Source organism: Halorussus salinus, assembly GCF_004765815.2.
Lineage (GTDB): Archaea > Halobacteriota > Halobacteria > Halobacteriales > Haladaptataceae > Halorussus > Halorussus salinus.
Genome location: NZ_ML974129.1, coordinates 26,894 through 40,470, shown reverse-complemented (window position 1 = coordinate 40,470; position 13,577 = coordinate 26,894). Strand labels below are relative to the sequence as shown.

Genomic DNA, 13,577 nt, shown 5'->3' with positions numbered 1-13,577 from the left:
GGTCCGAGGCGAGAATCAGTCGCCGAACTCGGCTTCCGTCACCCGCACGACTACGGTATCGTCCACGTCGCGGAGGTCGTAGTCGGGCAACGCGCCGTCTTGGCGGGTCAGGTACATCGGTTCCACGAGGTCGCCCTCGGCGGTCAGACCGTACACCTTCAGATACTCGTCGGTCGCGTCGGGGTCGGTGATACCGTCGCGGACCGCCTCCGCGAGGTCCCGAGAGAGCCACTCGGTCTCGCTGACGCTCGGTTCGAGGACCAGCGCGTCGTCGGTGAACCGGACGAGATACCAGTTGAGGTCGTTCAGTAGCGAGACCGCCGACCCGAGGCTGATGGTTTCGAGCGCCAGCGAGTTGCGGTACTCCTCGCGGAGGTCGTAGGTCGCCAACGCCTCGCGGGCGGTCTCCCGCGTGACGAGTTCGGTGCGGAGGTCCACGCCGTCGGACCCGACGAGACAGACCCGAGTCACACGTCTCCGATGGCACCTGTGCGGTAAAGCGATTTCGTTCCCCGACAGCGGTCAGGCGTTCATCCGCCGAGCGGTCGTATCTGTCCTCGAATCTCCCCCGACGGATCGGCGGTCGTGTGGACGTTGACGTAGACGTTCTCGTCGCGCATCTCGTCGGCCATCCCCTCCACGTCGGTCAGCGGCCAAATCGCGTCGTCGTCGGCCAGTCTGCCGGACGCCAGCAGGCCGGTCTCGTCTACCGGTTCCCGCACCGGCCCGAACAGGTACGCCACGACGTTGCCGTTCAGGTCCGGCGGCCCCTTGTGGATGTGGGCCTCCTCGGCGTTTTCGATTCCGGCGACGGCAAGCCAGTAGTCGATGCCGGATTCGTCGCCCGCCAGTCTGAAGCCCGCGACCCCGAACGCCGCTGTCTCGACCGGCGGGACCTCGTTCGCGCCGGTCAGCCACGCGCCGAACGTCTCGGGTCCGGAGTCGGCGAGTCGGTTCGCTCGAAGGGCGGGTCCGAGCGCACTGCTTCCGAAGGCGGCGAGGAGCCCCCGTCTGGTAACTCTTGGCATAGTCCCCCGAGCGGACCCGCGACGGGCGCAGTGAAAACGGTTTCGTCGCGGCGAGTGAGACCCCGCGTTACCCGTCAGCGGACACGAAACTGAATCGACCGGTTACGGAGTAGCTTTCGTCTCGCCGACCTTCCGTTTCGATATGAGTATCATCGCGGAGTTCGTCATCGACGCCGACGAGTTCCTACTCGGGGGACTCATAGACGAGTATCCGGACCTCTCGGTCGAACTCGAACGCGTCATCCCCGCCGAGGAGCGCGTCGTGCCGTACGTCTGGGGCCACGGCGACGACTTACCCGCGTTCGAAGCCGGTCTCGAACGCGACCCACACGTCGAGTCGTTCGTAGTCCTCGACCGACTCCCGGAGAGCGCGCTGTACAAAATCGAGTGGGAGGAGCCAGCCGAACGACTCGTCGTCGGCATCACCGAGACCGACGCCACCATCCTCGAAGCCCACGGCGACGACGAGTGGACGTTCCGGATTCGATTCGACGACCGCGCCGGTCTCGTGGCGTTCAACGCCCACTGTCTCGACCACGGCATCACCTATCGTCTGAGTCGCGTCTTCGCCCTCGCGGAACGGTCCAAGTCGCCGGAGTTGTACGGACTGACCGAGGTACAGTACGAAACGCTGGCCGAAGCCACGCGTCGGGGCTACTTCAAAATCCCGCGCGAGGTCGCCCTCGCCGAACTCGCGGCGGAGTTCGACGTGTCCGAACAGGCCGTCTCCGAACGCATCCGGCGGGCGAACGACCGGATTCTCGAACAGGTCCTCGTCCACCAGTCGCACGAGACCGCCACGAGAGATTAATAAATATCCCACCCTATTTGAAGAGGTTTAGCACTCAAAGACACGGCCTTGGCGTTCGCCTCTCACCTCTCCACATGGATTCGACGATGAGTCCCGGCGACTGCGAACGGTACCAAGACCTCCTGTACAGCACGCTCGCCCATCCTCACCGACGAATCGTCCTCCGGTATCTGGTTCGCCACCCCGGACCGGTCCCGGTCTCGGACCTCGCCACCGAAATCGAGTTGGTCGAGGAGGGTCCGCCAACCGGGAGCGCGTCGGCCGGGAGGGGAGTTTCCGCCTCGCTCCTCGGTCTGTACCACGTCCACGTGCCGAAACTGGTCGACGCCGAACTGGTCGAGTTCGACCCCGCGGAGAGTAGCGTGACGCTCTCGACGTGGGCCGAGAGCGTCCCGCTCGACTCCACGGTGAGTCACGGACTCCTCGGACTCCCGAACTCCTCGCGGGCCGAGTCGGACTAATCTCGGCGTCGCTTCCCCCGACTCCGTTTTTCTCGGCGTCGCTCCCCAACTCAGAGGTCCACGATGGTCGCGTTCCGGGCGGCGTTCTCGGCCCGCTCGAAGAGGTCGTCCGGTTCCGCGTTCTCCACGATTTCGAGCGTCGCGTTCGTCTCGGGGTAGTCCGGCGCGATGCGGTTACAGCCCGCCGGAATCGTCGAATCGCGGAACGTGCCGATGTCGCGGGCGCGCTCGGTGATTTCGGATTTATCCATCGTCAGGAGAGGTCGGTGAATCGGGAGGTCGGCGGCCTGACTCGTCGCGCCGAGGTTCCGGGCGGTCTGGGAGGATTTCTGGCCGATGGCCTCACCCGTCACGATGCCCGAGGAGTTCGTCTCGCGGGCGACGTGTTCGGCGACCCGGTACATGAACCGGCGGTAGACCAACATTCTGGCCGGGCCGACCTCCTCGGCCAGCAGGTCCATCACGTCGCCCGCGGGCACCTTTCGGACGTTCATGTCGAAGTTCGGCGCGAAATCGGCGAGTCGCCGGACGGTCTCCATCGCGCGGGCCTCGTGGTCTTGGCCGCCGTAGTCGCCCAGTTCGAGGTAGACCGGGACAATGGGTGCCCCGCGCTTCATCATCTCCCACGCCGCGACCGGCGAGTCGATGCCGCCGCTGACCAACGCGACGACTTTCGCTTGGCTTCCGAGCGGAAGCCCGCCGGGACCGGGGCGCTCGTCGGTGTAGACGAACGCCTCGTCTTTCCGGCACTCCACCGAGAAGGTCGTGTCCGGGTCAGTCAGGTCCACCTCGGGGTCGTCCAGCGCGTCGAAGACGGCCGCGCCGCCCTCGCGTTCGAGGTCCTCGCTCGTGAAGGGGTGGGCCTCGGCGGTGCCCGCGCGCCGGGCGCGGACCGCGAAGGTGTCGCCCACCGCGTCGGCGTTCGCGTCGGCGCTCCGGGCCAGCGCGTCCACGATGGGTCCCTTCTCCGGCGGGACGATGGCCGCCGGACTCGCCGACCGCACGCCGAAGGTGTCGGCCGCGGCGTCGGCCGCGGCGTCGATGTCGTCCGAGTCGGCGTGGAGGAAGATGCGCGACCAGCGGCGCTCGACCTCGGCGTCGATACCCCGGTCGCGGACGATGGCTTCGATGTTGTCCCGGAGCCGTCGCTCCATCTCGGCTTGGACCTTCCCGCTCTTGACGCCCACGTCCGCGTGGCGCACGAGGACGGTGTCGGCTCCCGGTTGTCGCATGGACTGGGGTAGACGTGAGGGGAATAAATGGGGTTCGGTTGGGAACCGGATTCGACCCGGTCTCTCGTTCGGGGTTCGACGGCGTCTCCGCGTCGGTCCCGAGCGTGAGATTCCGCACTCCCGGCCCCGTGAGAACGACCGCTCGAAACCAGCCGAAATTGGTAGCGTGGGTTTCACCCGGAACTATAACTACCGTCAAGAGCCAAAATTCAGACATGAACGAGAGCGACAGAAAACAACTCCTCGACAGGATTCGTCGCCCCTCGGCGACGGTCGGGGCGCAGATGCCCGAAGAACTCACGATTCAGGAGACGACGGTCGATTTACAGGAGTTCGTCTTCGAGTGTAAAAACTTAGACGCGATTCCCGAAGCCGAGCGGGACCGCATCGAGGAGACGAAGCGCAAACTCCGCCGGGAACGGCTCGGGCGGAAACAGCAGATCGTCCGGAACGAAGTCTCGTACGAGGAGGGCGAACGACTCGTCGAGAGCATCATCGGAATCGACCGCGCGCTCACCGCGCTGGAGGGACTCGACGCCCCCGATATCGGCGAGCAGATGCGACGGAAAAAGCTCGAAGACGCGAGGGAACTCTTCTCGCTGGTCAGGCAGTTGCGGTAGTCCTCCCGGACTGCGGTCAGAACGTCGAGAGTTCGCCGTCGATGACGCGCTGGGTGATGGAGGTCACGTCTGCCAGTTCGCGGTCGATGATTTCGGCCACCTCGTCCTCGATGTCGGCGACGGCGACGCCCTCCTCGGTGGCGACCTCGGCGTCGGCGACGTGGGGTTGGTCGATGGGCCGACCGATTTGGGACAGCAGGCGAATCCGGAGGTCTCGAATCCCATCGACCTCGGCGACGACCGACTCGGCGATTTCCGTGCCGAGGAGGTTGTAAATCTTCCCGATGTGGTTGACGGGGTTCTTGCCCGACGTGGCTTCCATCGACATCGAGCGGTTGGGCGTGATGAGGCCGTTCGAGCGGTTGCCCCGGCCCACGGAGCCGTCGTCGCCCATCTCGGCGCTGGTGCCGGTCGTGGTGAGATAGACGCTCTCCTCGTCGTCGCCGTCGCCGTCGGCGGTGTTGACGTAGACGCTCACGTCGCGGTCGGTGTACTCGTGGGCCACGTCGCGGACGAACTCCCGGACCGACTCGACGGTGTCGTCGTAGTCCGCGCGGTCCTCGACGTAGCGGTCCACCATCGCGGCCGCGACGGTGATGTCTATCTGGTCGCCCTCGCGCTTGCCCATGATTTTGATGTCTTGGCCGAGCGCAGGGTTGTCCTCGGCGAACTCGCCGTTGAGGCGTCGCTCGGCGTTGAGGACTATCTGCTCGGTCTCGGTCAGGGGCGCGTGGCCGACGCCGAAACTCGTGTCGTTGGCCATCGGGACGGTGACGCCCTCCTCGCCGAAGACCTCCTTGAGGTCGCCGCTTCCCTCGCCCAACTTCACGTCTACGATGATGTCGGTGCCGAACTCCAGTTCGGGGAAGTGTTCCGAGAGGTAGTCGCGGGCCGCTTCGAGCGCGATGGTCTCGGTCGGGATGGTCCGGTCGCCGTACTCCTTGGTCGCGCGCCCGACGATGAGGAGGTAGATGGGTTCGATCATCTCGCCGCCGCCGAACTGCGGGTTCGAGCGCCCGGCGACGAGTTGGGTCTCGTCGGTGTTGTAGTGGAGGACCTTGCCCACGCGGTCGAGGTAGGCGTTCGCCAACGCCTGCGAGACGCGCTCGGCGATGCCGTCGCTGATGGAGTCGGGGTGGCCGAGTCCCTTTCGCTCGACGATCTCTATCTCTTGGTCCTCGACTGCGGGGCGCTGGATGGGTTCGACCTGAATGTTGCGGTCAGTCATTACCCCAACGTATCCGGTCGCGGATTCTATAACTTGCGAAAAGAAAATCGGTATGCTGGATTACCTCGGGTTATCTATCGGTACGGCGGTCGTTACGCTCTGTAGGCTCGACAGGCGTCGAGAGGGTCGAACACGAGTGATACCGGTCGCCGCAAATATTGCGCCGCGTTCGCGGCGGCTCGCCTTCCGGCGCGGGCGGGTACGACCTCCCGACCGAAACCGGCCCGAAGCACGAGACTACGCTTCCGACTCCTGTTCCAGCAACAGCCCCAGATACGAGGTCCGAATCTGGTCGTCGGGGTCCAGTCCCAGTTTCCGCAACACCTCGAACGCCTCGTCGCGGGCCGCTTCGACGGACTCCTCGTCGGCGACCTCGGTCTCGACTTCCACGAACTCGCCCAACCCCACCACCGCGTCGAGGGTGACGGTGTAGCCGTCGAGCGCGAACCGCTCGCGCTCCTTGCGGACCGTGGCGGCGGGGTCGAACCCGAGCGCCCCGAGGAGGTCGCCCGTGACCTCGACCTCCGCCACCTCGGTCTCGATTTCCCGGCGCGTCTTCGACTCGGCCTCCACGAGCGGTCCCTTGTAGGTGAGTTCCGCGAACTCGTCGGCGTCTTCGGTGGCCTCGTCGCTCGCTTCGCCGACGCTGTGGACCGTCTCCCGGCGGACTCGCAACGCCTCGTCGGTCTCGGCGAACTCGCGGTGGGGCGCGTCGTAGTAGGTGTCTTCCTGTTCGACGGCGTTCACCGGGTCGGCCCCGAGCGCGTCGAGGCGTTCCCGGACGGCCGCGTGGTCGGCCGGGACCTTGACTTCGACTTCGTACATACGCCCTCGTTGGCCGTCGTGGGGTTTCGAGGTTGCGCTTCGAGGAGCGACGGGTCATGTCGAGTTCGTGGCGGGCGTTTATTACAACGGGCTGAACAGTTAACGGCATGGCCACCTCCGACTCGACTCCGGTCTTCGACCGAGCAGACCACCCGCTCGCGGCCGAGTTCGGACTCGCCGTCGCCGCGACGGTCGGGTTCGCCCTCGCGTTCCGAAGCGTCGCCGCCGTCACGACCCGCGTCCGGGGCCTCGTCGCGCTCCCCGGCGGTCTTCTCGTCGATGGACTAGTCCACAGCACCGTCTTGCTCGCCGTACTCGGCCTGCTCGTCGGCACCTACGCGACGCGTCGAGGCATCGACGTGCGAGTCTCGCTGCCGACCCGCGAGGAGACCCCCGCGCTCGTCGAGGCGCTCGCGGTTCCGGCCCTCCTCGTCGCGCTCACCGCGTTGGTCGGCGACGCCACGGGCGTCTCGTACAGTTCGCTGGCGCGGACGAGTTACGCCCCCGGCGTGGCGCTCCGGCCGGTCGCGGTCGTCACCGGACTGGGCCTGCTGGTCGGCGTGCCGAGCTATCTCCTCGTCTGTCAGGTCCTCGTGCAGGGGAGTTTCGAGCGCGCCGTCGGCCGCGACGCCGCCGCGGTGCTGACGACGGCGACGACAGCGTTCCTGCTGGTCGGAACGCAGGGCGGGACCGGACTGTCGCCGGTTCCCGACCGCGGGCGACTCGCGGGCGCGGTCCTGTTCGCGCTCGCGGTCGGCGTCGCGCTCGTCGGCGCGGACCGGGCCGACCGCGGGTGGGTCCGCTATCTCGCGGCGGTGCCCGTGCTGGCGGTCGGCGGCGCGGTCCTGTTCTCGGCCGTCGCCGCCGTCGGGTCCGCGACCGGCGCGCTGTTCGCGGCGACACAGGTGGTCGTCCTCGCGCTCGCGGCGGTGACCTACGCGCGGACCTCCTCGCTCGCGGTGCCCGCACTCGCGTATTTCAGCCTCTCGCTGGCGCACGACGCCGCCGTCTTCGCGGTCGAAACCGGGACGGTCGCCTTCTGACGCGGGTCGGCACGACGAGACCGATAGCTTCTCGAACAACACACAGGAATCTAAAACACAGACGTAGAAACCTATAGGACAGACAGAGGTTTCTCTTCAGCTATCCGAGCTGAATCGCGCGCCCCTCCTCGTGGGAGCGGTAGATGGCGTCGATGACGCGCTGGACTTCCAGCGCCTGCTCGACAGTGTTCATCGTCGGGGCCACGCCGTCGCGGACCGCCTCGAAGAAGATGCGCTGTTCGGCCTTGTGGGCGTCCTCGTGGCGGGTCTGAATCTCCGAATCCGAGAAGTGGTCGGTGCCCTGTCGCCCCGTCTCGTGGAGCGTGAGGCTGTCGTCGCCCTTGTCGAAGGTCGCGCCCGCTTCCGTCCCGCGGACGATGTACTCCTCGTTGGGCGAGCGGTTGGCGGCCCACGCGACCTCCAGCGCGATGGTCTTGCCGCCCTCACAGCGGATGAACGCGCTCACCGAGTCGTCCACCGAGAACTCGCCCGACTGGGCGTCCTCGCCCCACATTTCGAGGTAGGCGTAGTCGTCGCGCGACCCGAACTGCGAGCGAATCGTGCCCGAGACCTCCTCGACCGTCGGGAAGTCGTGGAAGTGTAGCGAGAGGTCGATGGCGTGGACGCCGATGTCGATGAGCGCGCCGCCGCCCGCGATTTCGCTGTTGGTGAACCACGACCCGCGGCCGGGGATGCCGCGTCGTCGGATGAAGTTCGCCTCGACGTGGCGGGTCCGACCGAACCGGCCCTCCTCTTGGTAGGCTTTCACGACCTCGACCGGGTTCCGGAAGCGGTTGTGGAACCCGACCATGCAGAAGCCCTCGGCGTTGTTTGCCGCCTCGGCGATGCGCTCGGCGCTCTCCAGCGAGTGGGCGAGCGGTTTTTCGAGGAGTACGTCGAGGCCGCTCCGGAGGGCCGCGACCGCGTACTCCTCGTGGAACTTGTTCGGCGTGGTGACGACGACCGCGTCCACCGCGGCGCTGTAGAGGTCCTCGTAGCTCTCGTACGATTCGACGCCGTACTTCTCGGCGAAGCGCGCTCGCGCGTCGGGATTGATATCGACGCCGCCCACGATATCGACGCCGTCCAAGTCCACGAGGCGGTCGGCGTGGTAGTGACCGATGTTTCCGAGGCCGACGAATCCGACGCGAACCGGCTCATTCGTAGCAGACATAGTTACTAGTGGTAGGCAACCGTGAATCGTTGTTAGGCTTTTCTGTTCGGTCGTCCATCAACGAGCGGAAACGTAGCGCCACCGGACGCGCTCGGGCAGCGTCCGGTAGTCTCCCCGCCGTTCGCAGTCCGCCCGAGGAGGGTCCGGTCGGTTCGCAGTCGGCCCACCGTCGCCGGGACCGCCCCGTCCGTCGTCCGTCGGGTCGCCACATCAGTACAACTGGCGCTCGGCCTCCTCGCGCTCGCTCTCGCGCTCGGATTCTTCTTTCTGCGCCCGGCGGTTGGCCACGAACGTCCGAATCGCGGGAAGGAACTTGTTCTTGCAGTCGAAGGCGAACGACACGATGCCGTACGCCCAGAAGAAGAACAGGACCGTCCCGCCGACGAGGTAGAGCCAGCCGAGCGTCGTGACCATCAGTCGTCGCCCTCCGCTTCTGTCTCGGTCGCGCTCGGTTCGGCCGCCGCGAATTCGAGGCTGTGGCTGATGGCTTCGCCGGTCTCGGTGTCGAAGAGGTGGACGCGCTCGCGGTCGAGGACGACCTCCACGTCCTGTTCGCTCTCGATGTCCGACGAGGGGTCGACGCTCATCAGCAGTTGGTTCTGTGGCATCTCGGCCTCGTCGCCCTCGGTCTCCAACTGCGGTTCCGCGGCGTCGCCGGTCAGCAGGTAGACGAATATCTCGTCGCCCATCGGCTCCAACACGTCGGTCCGGGCCTGAATCGCCTGAGTCGGGTTGGCGATCTCCCGACCCTTCTCGCGGAGATACACGTCTTCGGGCCGGACGCCGAGCGTCAGGTGGTCGCCCTCGGTGACGCCCGAGAGTTGCGTGGTGTCGAAGTCCACGTTAAAATCGGGCGTCGAGAGGCCCGTCGCGGTGACTTCGCCCTCGACGAAGTTCATCGAGGGCGAGCCGATGAACCCGGCGACGAAGAGGTTCGCCGGTTCGTTGTAACAGACCAGCGGCGGGTCGATCTGTTGGAGTTCGCCGCCGTCGATGATGGCGATGCGGTCGGACATCGTCATCGCCTCGGCTTGGTCGTGGGTCACGTAGATGATGGTGGTGTCCAGTTCTTTGTGGAGGCGCTGGAGTTCCGTCCGCATGTGGACGCGCAGTTTCGCGTCCAGATTTGCCAGCGGTTCGTCCATCAGGAACACTTCCGGTTCCCGCACGATTGCGCGAGCGATAGCGACGCGCTGGCGTTGACCGCCCGACATCTCGTCGGGCATCCGCTCTAACATTCCTTCCAACTGCACGATGTCCGACGCTCGATCGACCCGGCGGTCTATCTCGTCTTTCGGGTAATCGCGCAACCGGAGGCCGAAGCTGATGTTGTCGTACACGTCCATGTGGGGAAACAGCGCGATGTTCTGGAACACCATCGCTATCCCCCTGTCCTTCGGCGGCAGGTTCGTCACATCGCGCTCCGCGATGGTGATGGTGCCGGACGTGGGGATGGTCAACCCCGCGATGGTCTCCAGCGTGGTGGACTTCCCACACCCCGACGGGCCGACGAGGGTAACGAACTCGCCGTCCTCGATTTCGAGGTTCATGTTGTCGACTGCCGTTACGTCCGCGTAGCGTTTCGTGACATCGTCCAAAATGACTTTACCCATTGTGAATCACTCCTTGAGCGCTCCTGCGGTGAGTCCGCTGACGATTTTCTCCTGCGCGACGACGACGAGGATGGCAACGGGTAGGACCCCGACGATGCTCGCGGCCGCCATGAGATTGTACAACTGCGTGTACTGGCCCTGATAGCTCAGGATGCCCCAGACGATGGGTGCCCAGCTCTGGGCCTCGCCCGAGGTCATCAGGAACGAGAAGAAGAACTCGTTGTACACCGAGATGAACGTCAACACGCCCGCGGTGGCGACTCCCGGAGCCGACAAGGGCATGATGACCCGGAACAGCGCCCCGAGCCGCGTCGTCCCCTCGATGCGCGCGGCGTCCTCCAGCCCGTCCGGAATCTGGCCGTAGAACGTCGAGAGGATGAATATCGACAGCGGCATGAACAGCGCGCTGAACGGCAGTATCATGGAGAAGGGGGTGTTGAACAGGTTCGGACTCGACACGCCCAACAGCGAGATGTTGCCGGTGAACAGTCGGAACAGCGGGATGATGAACGCCGCTGGCGGGAAGTACGACACCGCCAGTATCAGCAACATCAGCGCGCCCTTCCCCGGAAAGTCGAGCCGTCCGAACACGTAGCCCGCCAGACTCGCCAGTACCAACACGATAGCGGTCGTGGCGATGCCGAGGACGAAGCTGTTGAACATGTAGAGGTGGAACGGGACCGTCGTGAACACCTCCACGAACGCGCCGGGGTTGAACCCGTGGGGAACCGGCGGGAAGCCGAAGCTAGTGATAGCCTCGTTCGGCGTGAGAGCCAGCACCAGTAGCCAGTAGAACGGGAACAAGGTGGTGAACAGGAAGAATATCATGGCGACGTAGAACATCGCCCGATACACCTTCCCCGGATTCTGTATCGCCGAGTCTGCCCACCGCGAGAACGCACCTTTGCTGGAATCTGTTTCCGTAGCCATCGTTAGCCTCCCGTCTCCGTGTCCGCGTACTTGACGATGTACACCGAGACCACGATACCGATGAGTCCCGCCGTGATGAACGCGACCGCCGCCGAAGTCCCGTACATCCGCGACCCGCGGAAGGTCGTGACGACGAGACACGACAGCGATGGCACCGTGTTACACCCCACGACCGTCTCGATGAGACCGTAGATACGCATCGCGCCGATGGTCCGGAACAGCATCGCGACCAGCACCGACGGCAGGACCAGCGGCAGGGTAATCATCCGGAACTGTTGGTACTTCGACGCGCCAGCGACTCGCCCCACGTCGTAGAGGCTCCGATCGACGCTCTGGAGTCCGGCGAGGATGATGAGCGCCATGAACGCCGAGGTCTTCCACACGTCCGCGACCACGAGGATGATGAGCGAGTCCACCGAGTTCGACAGCGGCGTTGAGGTGAAGACGCCCAAACTCTGGAGCGGGTCCACGAGGAACCCGATGTTCGGTTGGAACAGCAGGAAGAAGATCATCCCCTGAATCACGATGGGAACCGCCCACGGGATGATGATAGCGACCCGAACCCACCGTCGGCCCCGGAAGTCTTGGTCCAAGACCAGCGCCTGTCCGAACCCGACGATGGTCTCGAAGAAGACGCTAACCACGGTGAAGATGAGCGTCACCGTCAGGGCGCTCTGGAACGGCGTCGCCGGGTCGAAGAACGGTCTGACCAACAGCGCGTCGCGCTCGCCGGTCAGGAGTGCGACGTAGTTCTCCAGCCCGACGAACTCCCCGAGCGCGGCGCTCCCCACGAGGTTGTCGGCGAACAGCGACATCCGGAACGTACTCAACAGCGGCCAGAACGCGATGAGGCCGAGCAACAACAGCACCGGCGTCAACAGCAGGTACGCGAACTGGGTGTCGCTGAGGTTCTCCATCCAGCGGACTACCGCGACGTACGGCCCCGACCGCCGGGATTCACGAACCCCTTCGTCAGTCGTTGACATGAAAATGTGTGGGATTGTTTGTCTTTGGAACGTCTACGCGCTCGATTCGATGGCTTCGAGCTGCGCCTGAAGCTGGGTCATCGCCTGCTGGGGTCTGCCGCCCTGACCGAACGCGCCGTTGACCTGCTGGGCGATTTTGGCCGACTGCGCGGGCCAAACCGGCGTGACGGGGCGCGGAATCGCGTTCTCGCCAGCGATGCGGAACTGCTCGACGTACCGGCCCATCACGGGCACTTCCTGTGCCCGGCTGGAGGTCAGCAGTTGGGGTTCCGGCGGGAGGAAGCCCAGCACCTCGAAGAGCTTGTACTTGAACTCGTCGCTCATCATCGCTTTGATGACCTCGACGGCCGCCTCGGTGTTGTTGGAGTTGGGATTGACCGCGTTGTGCCACCCGCCCAGCGCCGCCACCGGGCCGCCGGTCATCGGATACTTCGCCTCTTGGGCGGTCTTGGCGTACGGAATCGGCATCACGCCGAGGTCCTGCCCGAGGTTGTCCTCCGACCCGCTGATGTTGATGGCGTAGGGCCAGTTGCGGTGCATCGCGGCGTCGCCGTTCGTGAACGGTTTCCGCGAGGGCTCCTCGGTCCACTGCATCACCGCCGCGGGCGCGATGTTACCCTGATAGTTGTTTAGCGTGTTGTTGGCGTCCGACCCGTGGATGAACGTTCGGACCATCTTGATGGCGTTGACCACCTGCGGTTCGTTCACGGTGATGGGTCGGTCGCCGACCGGTCCGAACAGGTTCTGTTCGGGGTTGCCGAAGTACGCCCCGCCCCAACTCGACATGAACTCGTTGAAGTCACAGCACGACAGGCCCTCGTAGGCGTTCGCTTGGAACGTGAAGCCGTACTGGATGTCGTTGTTCTGCTTGGCCTGATTCGTGACTTCGGCGAACCGCTGCCACGTCATCGAGTCGCTGGCCCACGTGTCGAAGTCCGACTGCCCGAAGCCCGCGTTTCGCAGGTACTGCTTATTGTACTGCATCGTCGGGAAGTCGGGGAACATCGGCACGGCGAACAGGTCGCCGTTCGGTCCCCTCGCGGTGGAGACGCTGGCCTCGAAGTACTCGTTTTCGAGCTGCTGCATCTGTTCTTGGCCGAAGTTCCCGGCCTGACTCAGGTTCAGCAACTGGTTGCGGACGATGAACGGAATCGTCCACCCGCTGTCGATGTAGAGGAGGTCCGGTTTGTTCCGGCCCGCCGAGAGCCACTGCTGGTACTGCGCCCGGCGGTTGTCCGTCACCGACGGTCCCGCGAGGACGTTCACCTCGATGTCGTTCGACAGTCCGTTGTTGTACAGAATCGGCTGAAGCTCCTCGTTCCACGTCGCCCCTTGGAAGTCGGGGTCGGTGGCCCACTGGAGCGTCGTCGTCTGCCCCTGATTGTCCACGTTTCCTATCGTCCCGCTCGTGTCGGTTTGCTCCGGGTCACCCCCACCGACGCAACCGGCGAGTCCTGCCGCCGCACCCGATGCCCCCACTGCTCGCACGAAGTTCCGTCGGGAGACGCTGCCGTCTCGGCCGTCGGACTCGTGTGAACTACTGTCAACCATTCCAACGCGTATGACCACGTTTCCCCATTTATATCCTTGTGATAGTAACTACGGTTGTAGTTGTGTGCTGTCAAC

The 13,577-nt window shown here is 65.0% G+C and carries 15 protein-coding genes; 4 read left to right on the top strand and 11 right to left on the bottom strand.

Annotated features, from left to right (window positions below):
• Window positions 1-15 precede the first annotated feature (15 nt).
• Both EPL00_RS12050 and EPL00_RS12045 read right to left on the bottom strand, forming a co-directional pair.
• Window positions 16-471, bottom strand: a complete 456-nt coding sequence (locus tag EPL00_RS12050; protein ID WP_135854415.1) for a DUF5804 family protein — start codon at window positions 469-471, stop codon at window positions 16-18.
• 59 nt (window positions 472-530) lie between these two features.
• Entirely contained in the window at window positions 531-1,028 is a 498-nt protein-coding gene (locus EPL00_RS12045; protein ID WP_135854414.1) for a CHRD domain-containing protein, read from the bottom strand.
• Window positions 1,029-1,170: 142 nt separating this feature from the next.
• On the opposite strand from EPL00_RS12045, the gene EPL00_RS12040 reads away from it, so the two are divergent.
• Together EPL00_RS12040 and EPL00_RS12035 are read left to right on the top strand one after the other, a co-directional pair.
• A complete protein-coding gene (locus EPL00_RS12040) occupies window positions 1,171-1,839 on the top strand; it encodes a helix-turn-helix domain-containing protein (protein ID WP_135854413.1) in 669 nt (222 codons plus the stop codon).
• A gap of 74 nt (window positions 1,840-1,913) precedes the next feature.
• Entirely contained in the window at window positions 1,914-2,300 is a 387-nt protein-coding gene (locus tag EPL00_RS12035) for a DUF7344 domain-containing protein (protein WP_135854412.1), read from the top strand.
• Between the two features lie 50 nt (window positions 2,301-2,350).
• On the opposite strand, the gene EPL00_RS12030 is transcribed toward EPL00_RS12035, so the two are convergent.
• Window positions 2,351-3,532, bottom strand: coding sequence for a tRNA sulfurtransferase (locus EPL00_RS12030; protein ID WP_135854411.1), 1,182 nt, complete (start codon window positions 3,530-3,532; stop codon window positions 2,351-2,353).
• A 215-nt stretch (window positions 3,533-3,747) separates the two neighbouring features.
• Between EPL00_RS12030 and EPL00_RS12025 the strand changes: the two genes are divergently transcribed.
• Window positions 3,748-4,152 carry a DUF5788 family protein gene (locus EPL00_RS12025; protein ID WP_135854410.1) on the top strand — a complete coding sequence of 135 codons (405 nt, stop codon included), beginning with the start codon at window positions 3,748-3,750 and terminating at the stop codon, window positions 4,150-4,152.
• A gap of 16 nt (window positions 4,153-4,168) precedes the next feature.
• Here the strand turns inward: EPL00_RS12025 and EPL00_RS12020 are convergent, their stop codons facing one another.
• Window positions 4,169-5,380 carry a methionine adenosyltransferase gene (locus EPL00_RS12020; protein WP_135854409.1) on the bottom strand — a complete coding sequence of 404 codons (1,212 nt, stop codon included), beginning with the start codon at window positions 5,378-5,380 and terminating at the stop codon, window positions 4,169-4,171.
• A gap of 237 nt (window positions 5,381-5,617) precedes the next feature.
• Window positions 5,618-6,205: a class IV adenylate cyclase gene (gene cyaB / locus EPL00_RS12015; protein WP_135854408.1), complete on the bottom strand. Its 588-nt coding sequence runs from the start codon at window positions 6,203-6,205 to the stop codon at window positions 5,618-5,620.
• Between the two features lie 107 nt (window positions 6,206-6,312).
• Between cyaB and EPL00_RS12010 the strand changes: the two genes are divergently transcribed.
• Window positions 6,313-7,248 (top strand): hypothetical protein, encoded by a 936-nt coding sequence (locus EPL00_RS12010; RefSeq protein WP_135854407.1) that lies wholly within the window; start codon window positions 6,313-6,315, stop codon window positions 7,246-7,248.
• 100 nt (window positions 7,249-7,348) lie between these two features.
• Here EPL00_RS12010 and EPL00_RS12005 read toward each other — a convergent pair whose 3' ends face one another.
• The 6 genes from EPL00_RS12005 to EPL00_RS11980 all read right to left on the bottom strand — a co-directional run bounded on the left by EPL00_RS12005 (window position 7,349) and on the right by EPL00_RS11980 (window position 13,439).
• Window positions 7,349-8,422, bottom strand: coding sequence for a Gfo/Idh/MocA family protein (locus EPL00_RS12005; protein ID WP_135854406.1), 1,074 nt, complete (start codon window positions 8,420-8,422; stop codon window positions 7,349-7,351).
• Between the two features lie 210 nt (window positions 8,423-8,632).
• The gene (locus EPL00_RS12000) at window positions 8,633-8,836 is read right to left on the bottom strand and encodes a hypothetical protein (protein WP_135854405.1); all 204 of its coding nucleotides are present in this window, start codon (window positions 8,834-8,836) and stop codon (window positions 8,633-8,635) included.
• Entirely contained in the window at window positions 8,836-10,035 is a 1,200-nt protein-coding gene (locus EPL00_RS11995; RefSeq protein WP_135854404.1) for an ABC transporter ATP-binding protein, read from the bottom strand. The genes EPL00_RS12000 and EPL00_RS11995 overlap by 1 nt, the downstream gene beginning before the upstream one ends.
• Window positions 10,036-10,041: 6 nt before the next feature.
• Window positions 10,042-10,965 (bottom strand): carbohydrate ABC transporter permease, encoded by a 924-nt coding sequence (locus tag EPL00_RS11990; RefSeq protein WP_135854403.1) that lies wholly within the window; start codon window positions 10,963-10,965, stop codon window positions 10,042-10,044.
• Window positions 10,966-10,967: 2 nt separating this feature from the next.
• On the bottom strand, window positions 10,968-11,951 hold the full coding sequence (locus EPL00_RS11985) for a carbohydrate ABC transporter permease (protein ID WP_135854402.1): 984 nt from the start codon (window positions 11,949-11,951) through the stop codon (window positions 10,968-10,970).
• Between the two features lie 33 nt (window positions 11,952-11,984).
• A complete protein-coding gene (locus tag EPL00_RS11980) occupies window positions 11,985-13,439 on the bottom strand; it encodes an extracellular solute-binding protein (RefSeq protein ID WP_135854684.1) in 1,455 nt (484 codons plus the stop codon).
• Between the last annotated feature and the right edge of the window lie 138 nt (window positions 13,440-13,577).

Bases quoted from the DNA above. Each gene is read 5' to 3' on its own strand.
- EPL00_RS12045 (WP_135854414.1), bottom strand. From the start codon at position 1,028: ATGCCAAGAGTTACCAGACGGGGGCTCCTCGCCGCCTTCGGAAGCAGT.
- EPL00_RS12010 (WP_135854407.1), top strand. From the start codon at position 6,313: ATGGCCACCTCCGACTCGACTCCGGTCTTCGACCGAGCAGACCACCCG.
- EPL00_RS12000 (WP_135854405.1), bottom strand. From the start codon at position 8,836: ATGGTCACGACGCTCGGCTGGCTCTACCTCGTCGGCGGGACGGTCCTG.
- EPL00_RS11990 (WP_135854403.1), bottom strand. From the start codon at position 10,965: ATGGCTACGGAAACAGATTCCAGCAAAGGTGCGTTCTCGCGGTGGGCA.
- EPL00_RS12025 (WP_135854410.1), top strand. From the start codon at position 3,748: ATGAACGAGAGCGACAGAAAACAACTCCTCGACAGGATTCGTCGCCCC.
- EPL00_RS12005 (WP_135854406.1), bottom strand. From the start codon at position 8,422: ATGTCTGCTACGAATGAGCCGGTTCGCGTCGGATTCGTCGGCCTCGGA.
- EPL00_RS12030 (WP_135854411.1), bottom strand. From the start codon at position 3,532: ATGCGACAACCGGGAGCCGACACCGTCCTCGTGCGCCACGCGGACGTG.
- EPL00_RS12035 (WP_135854412.1), top strand. From the start codon at position 1,914: ATGGATTCGACGATGAGTCCCGGCGACTGCGAACGGTACCAAGACCTC.
- EPL00_RS12040 (WP_135854413.1), top strand. From the start codon at position 1,171: ATGAGTATCATCGCGGAGTTCGTCATCGACGCCGACGAGTTCCTACTC.
- EPL00_RS12020 (WP_135854409.1), bottom strand. From the start codon at position 5,380: ATGACTGACCGCAACATTCAGGTCGAACCCATCCAGCGCCCCGCAGTC.
- cyaB (WP_135854408.1), bottom strand. From the start codon at position 6,205: ATGTACGAAGTCGAAGTCAAGGTCCCGGCCGACCACGCGGCCGTCCGG.
- EPL00_RS11995 (WP_135854404.1), bottom strand. From the start codon at position 10,035: ATGGGTAAAGTCATTTTGGACGATGTCACGAAACGCTACGCGGACGTA.
- EPL00_RS11985 (WP_135854402.1), bottom strand. From the start codon at position 11,951: ATGTCAACGACTGACGAAGGGGTTCGTGAATCCCGGCGGTCGGGGCCG.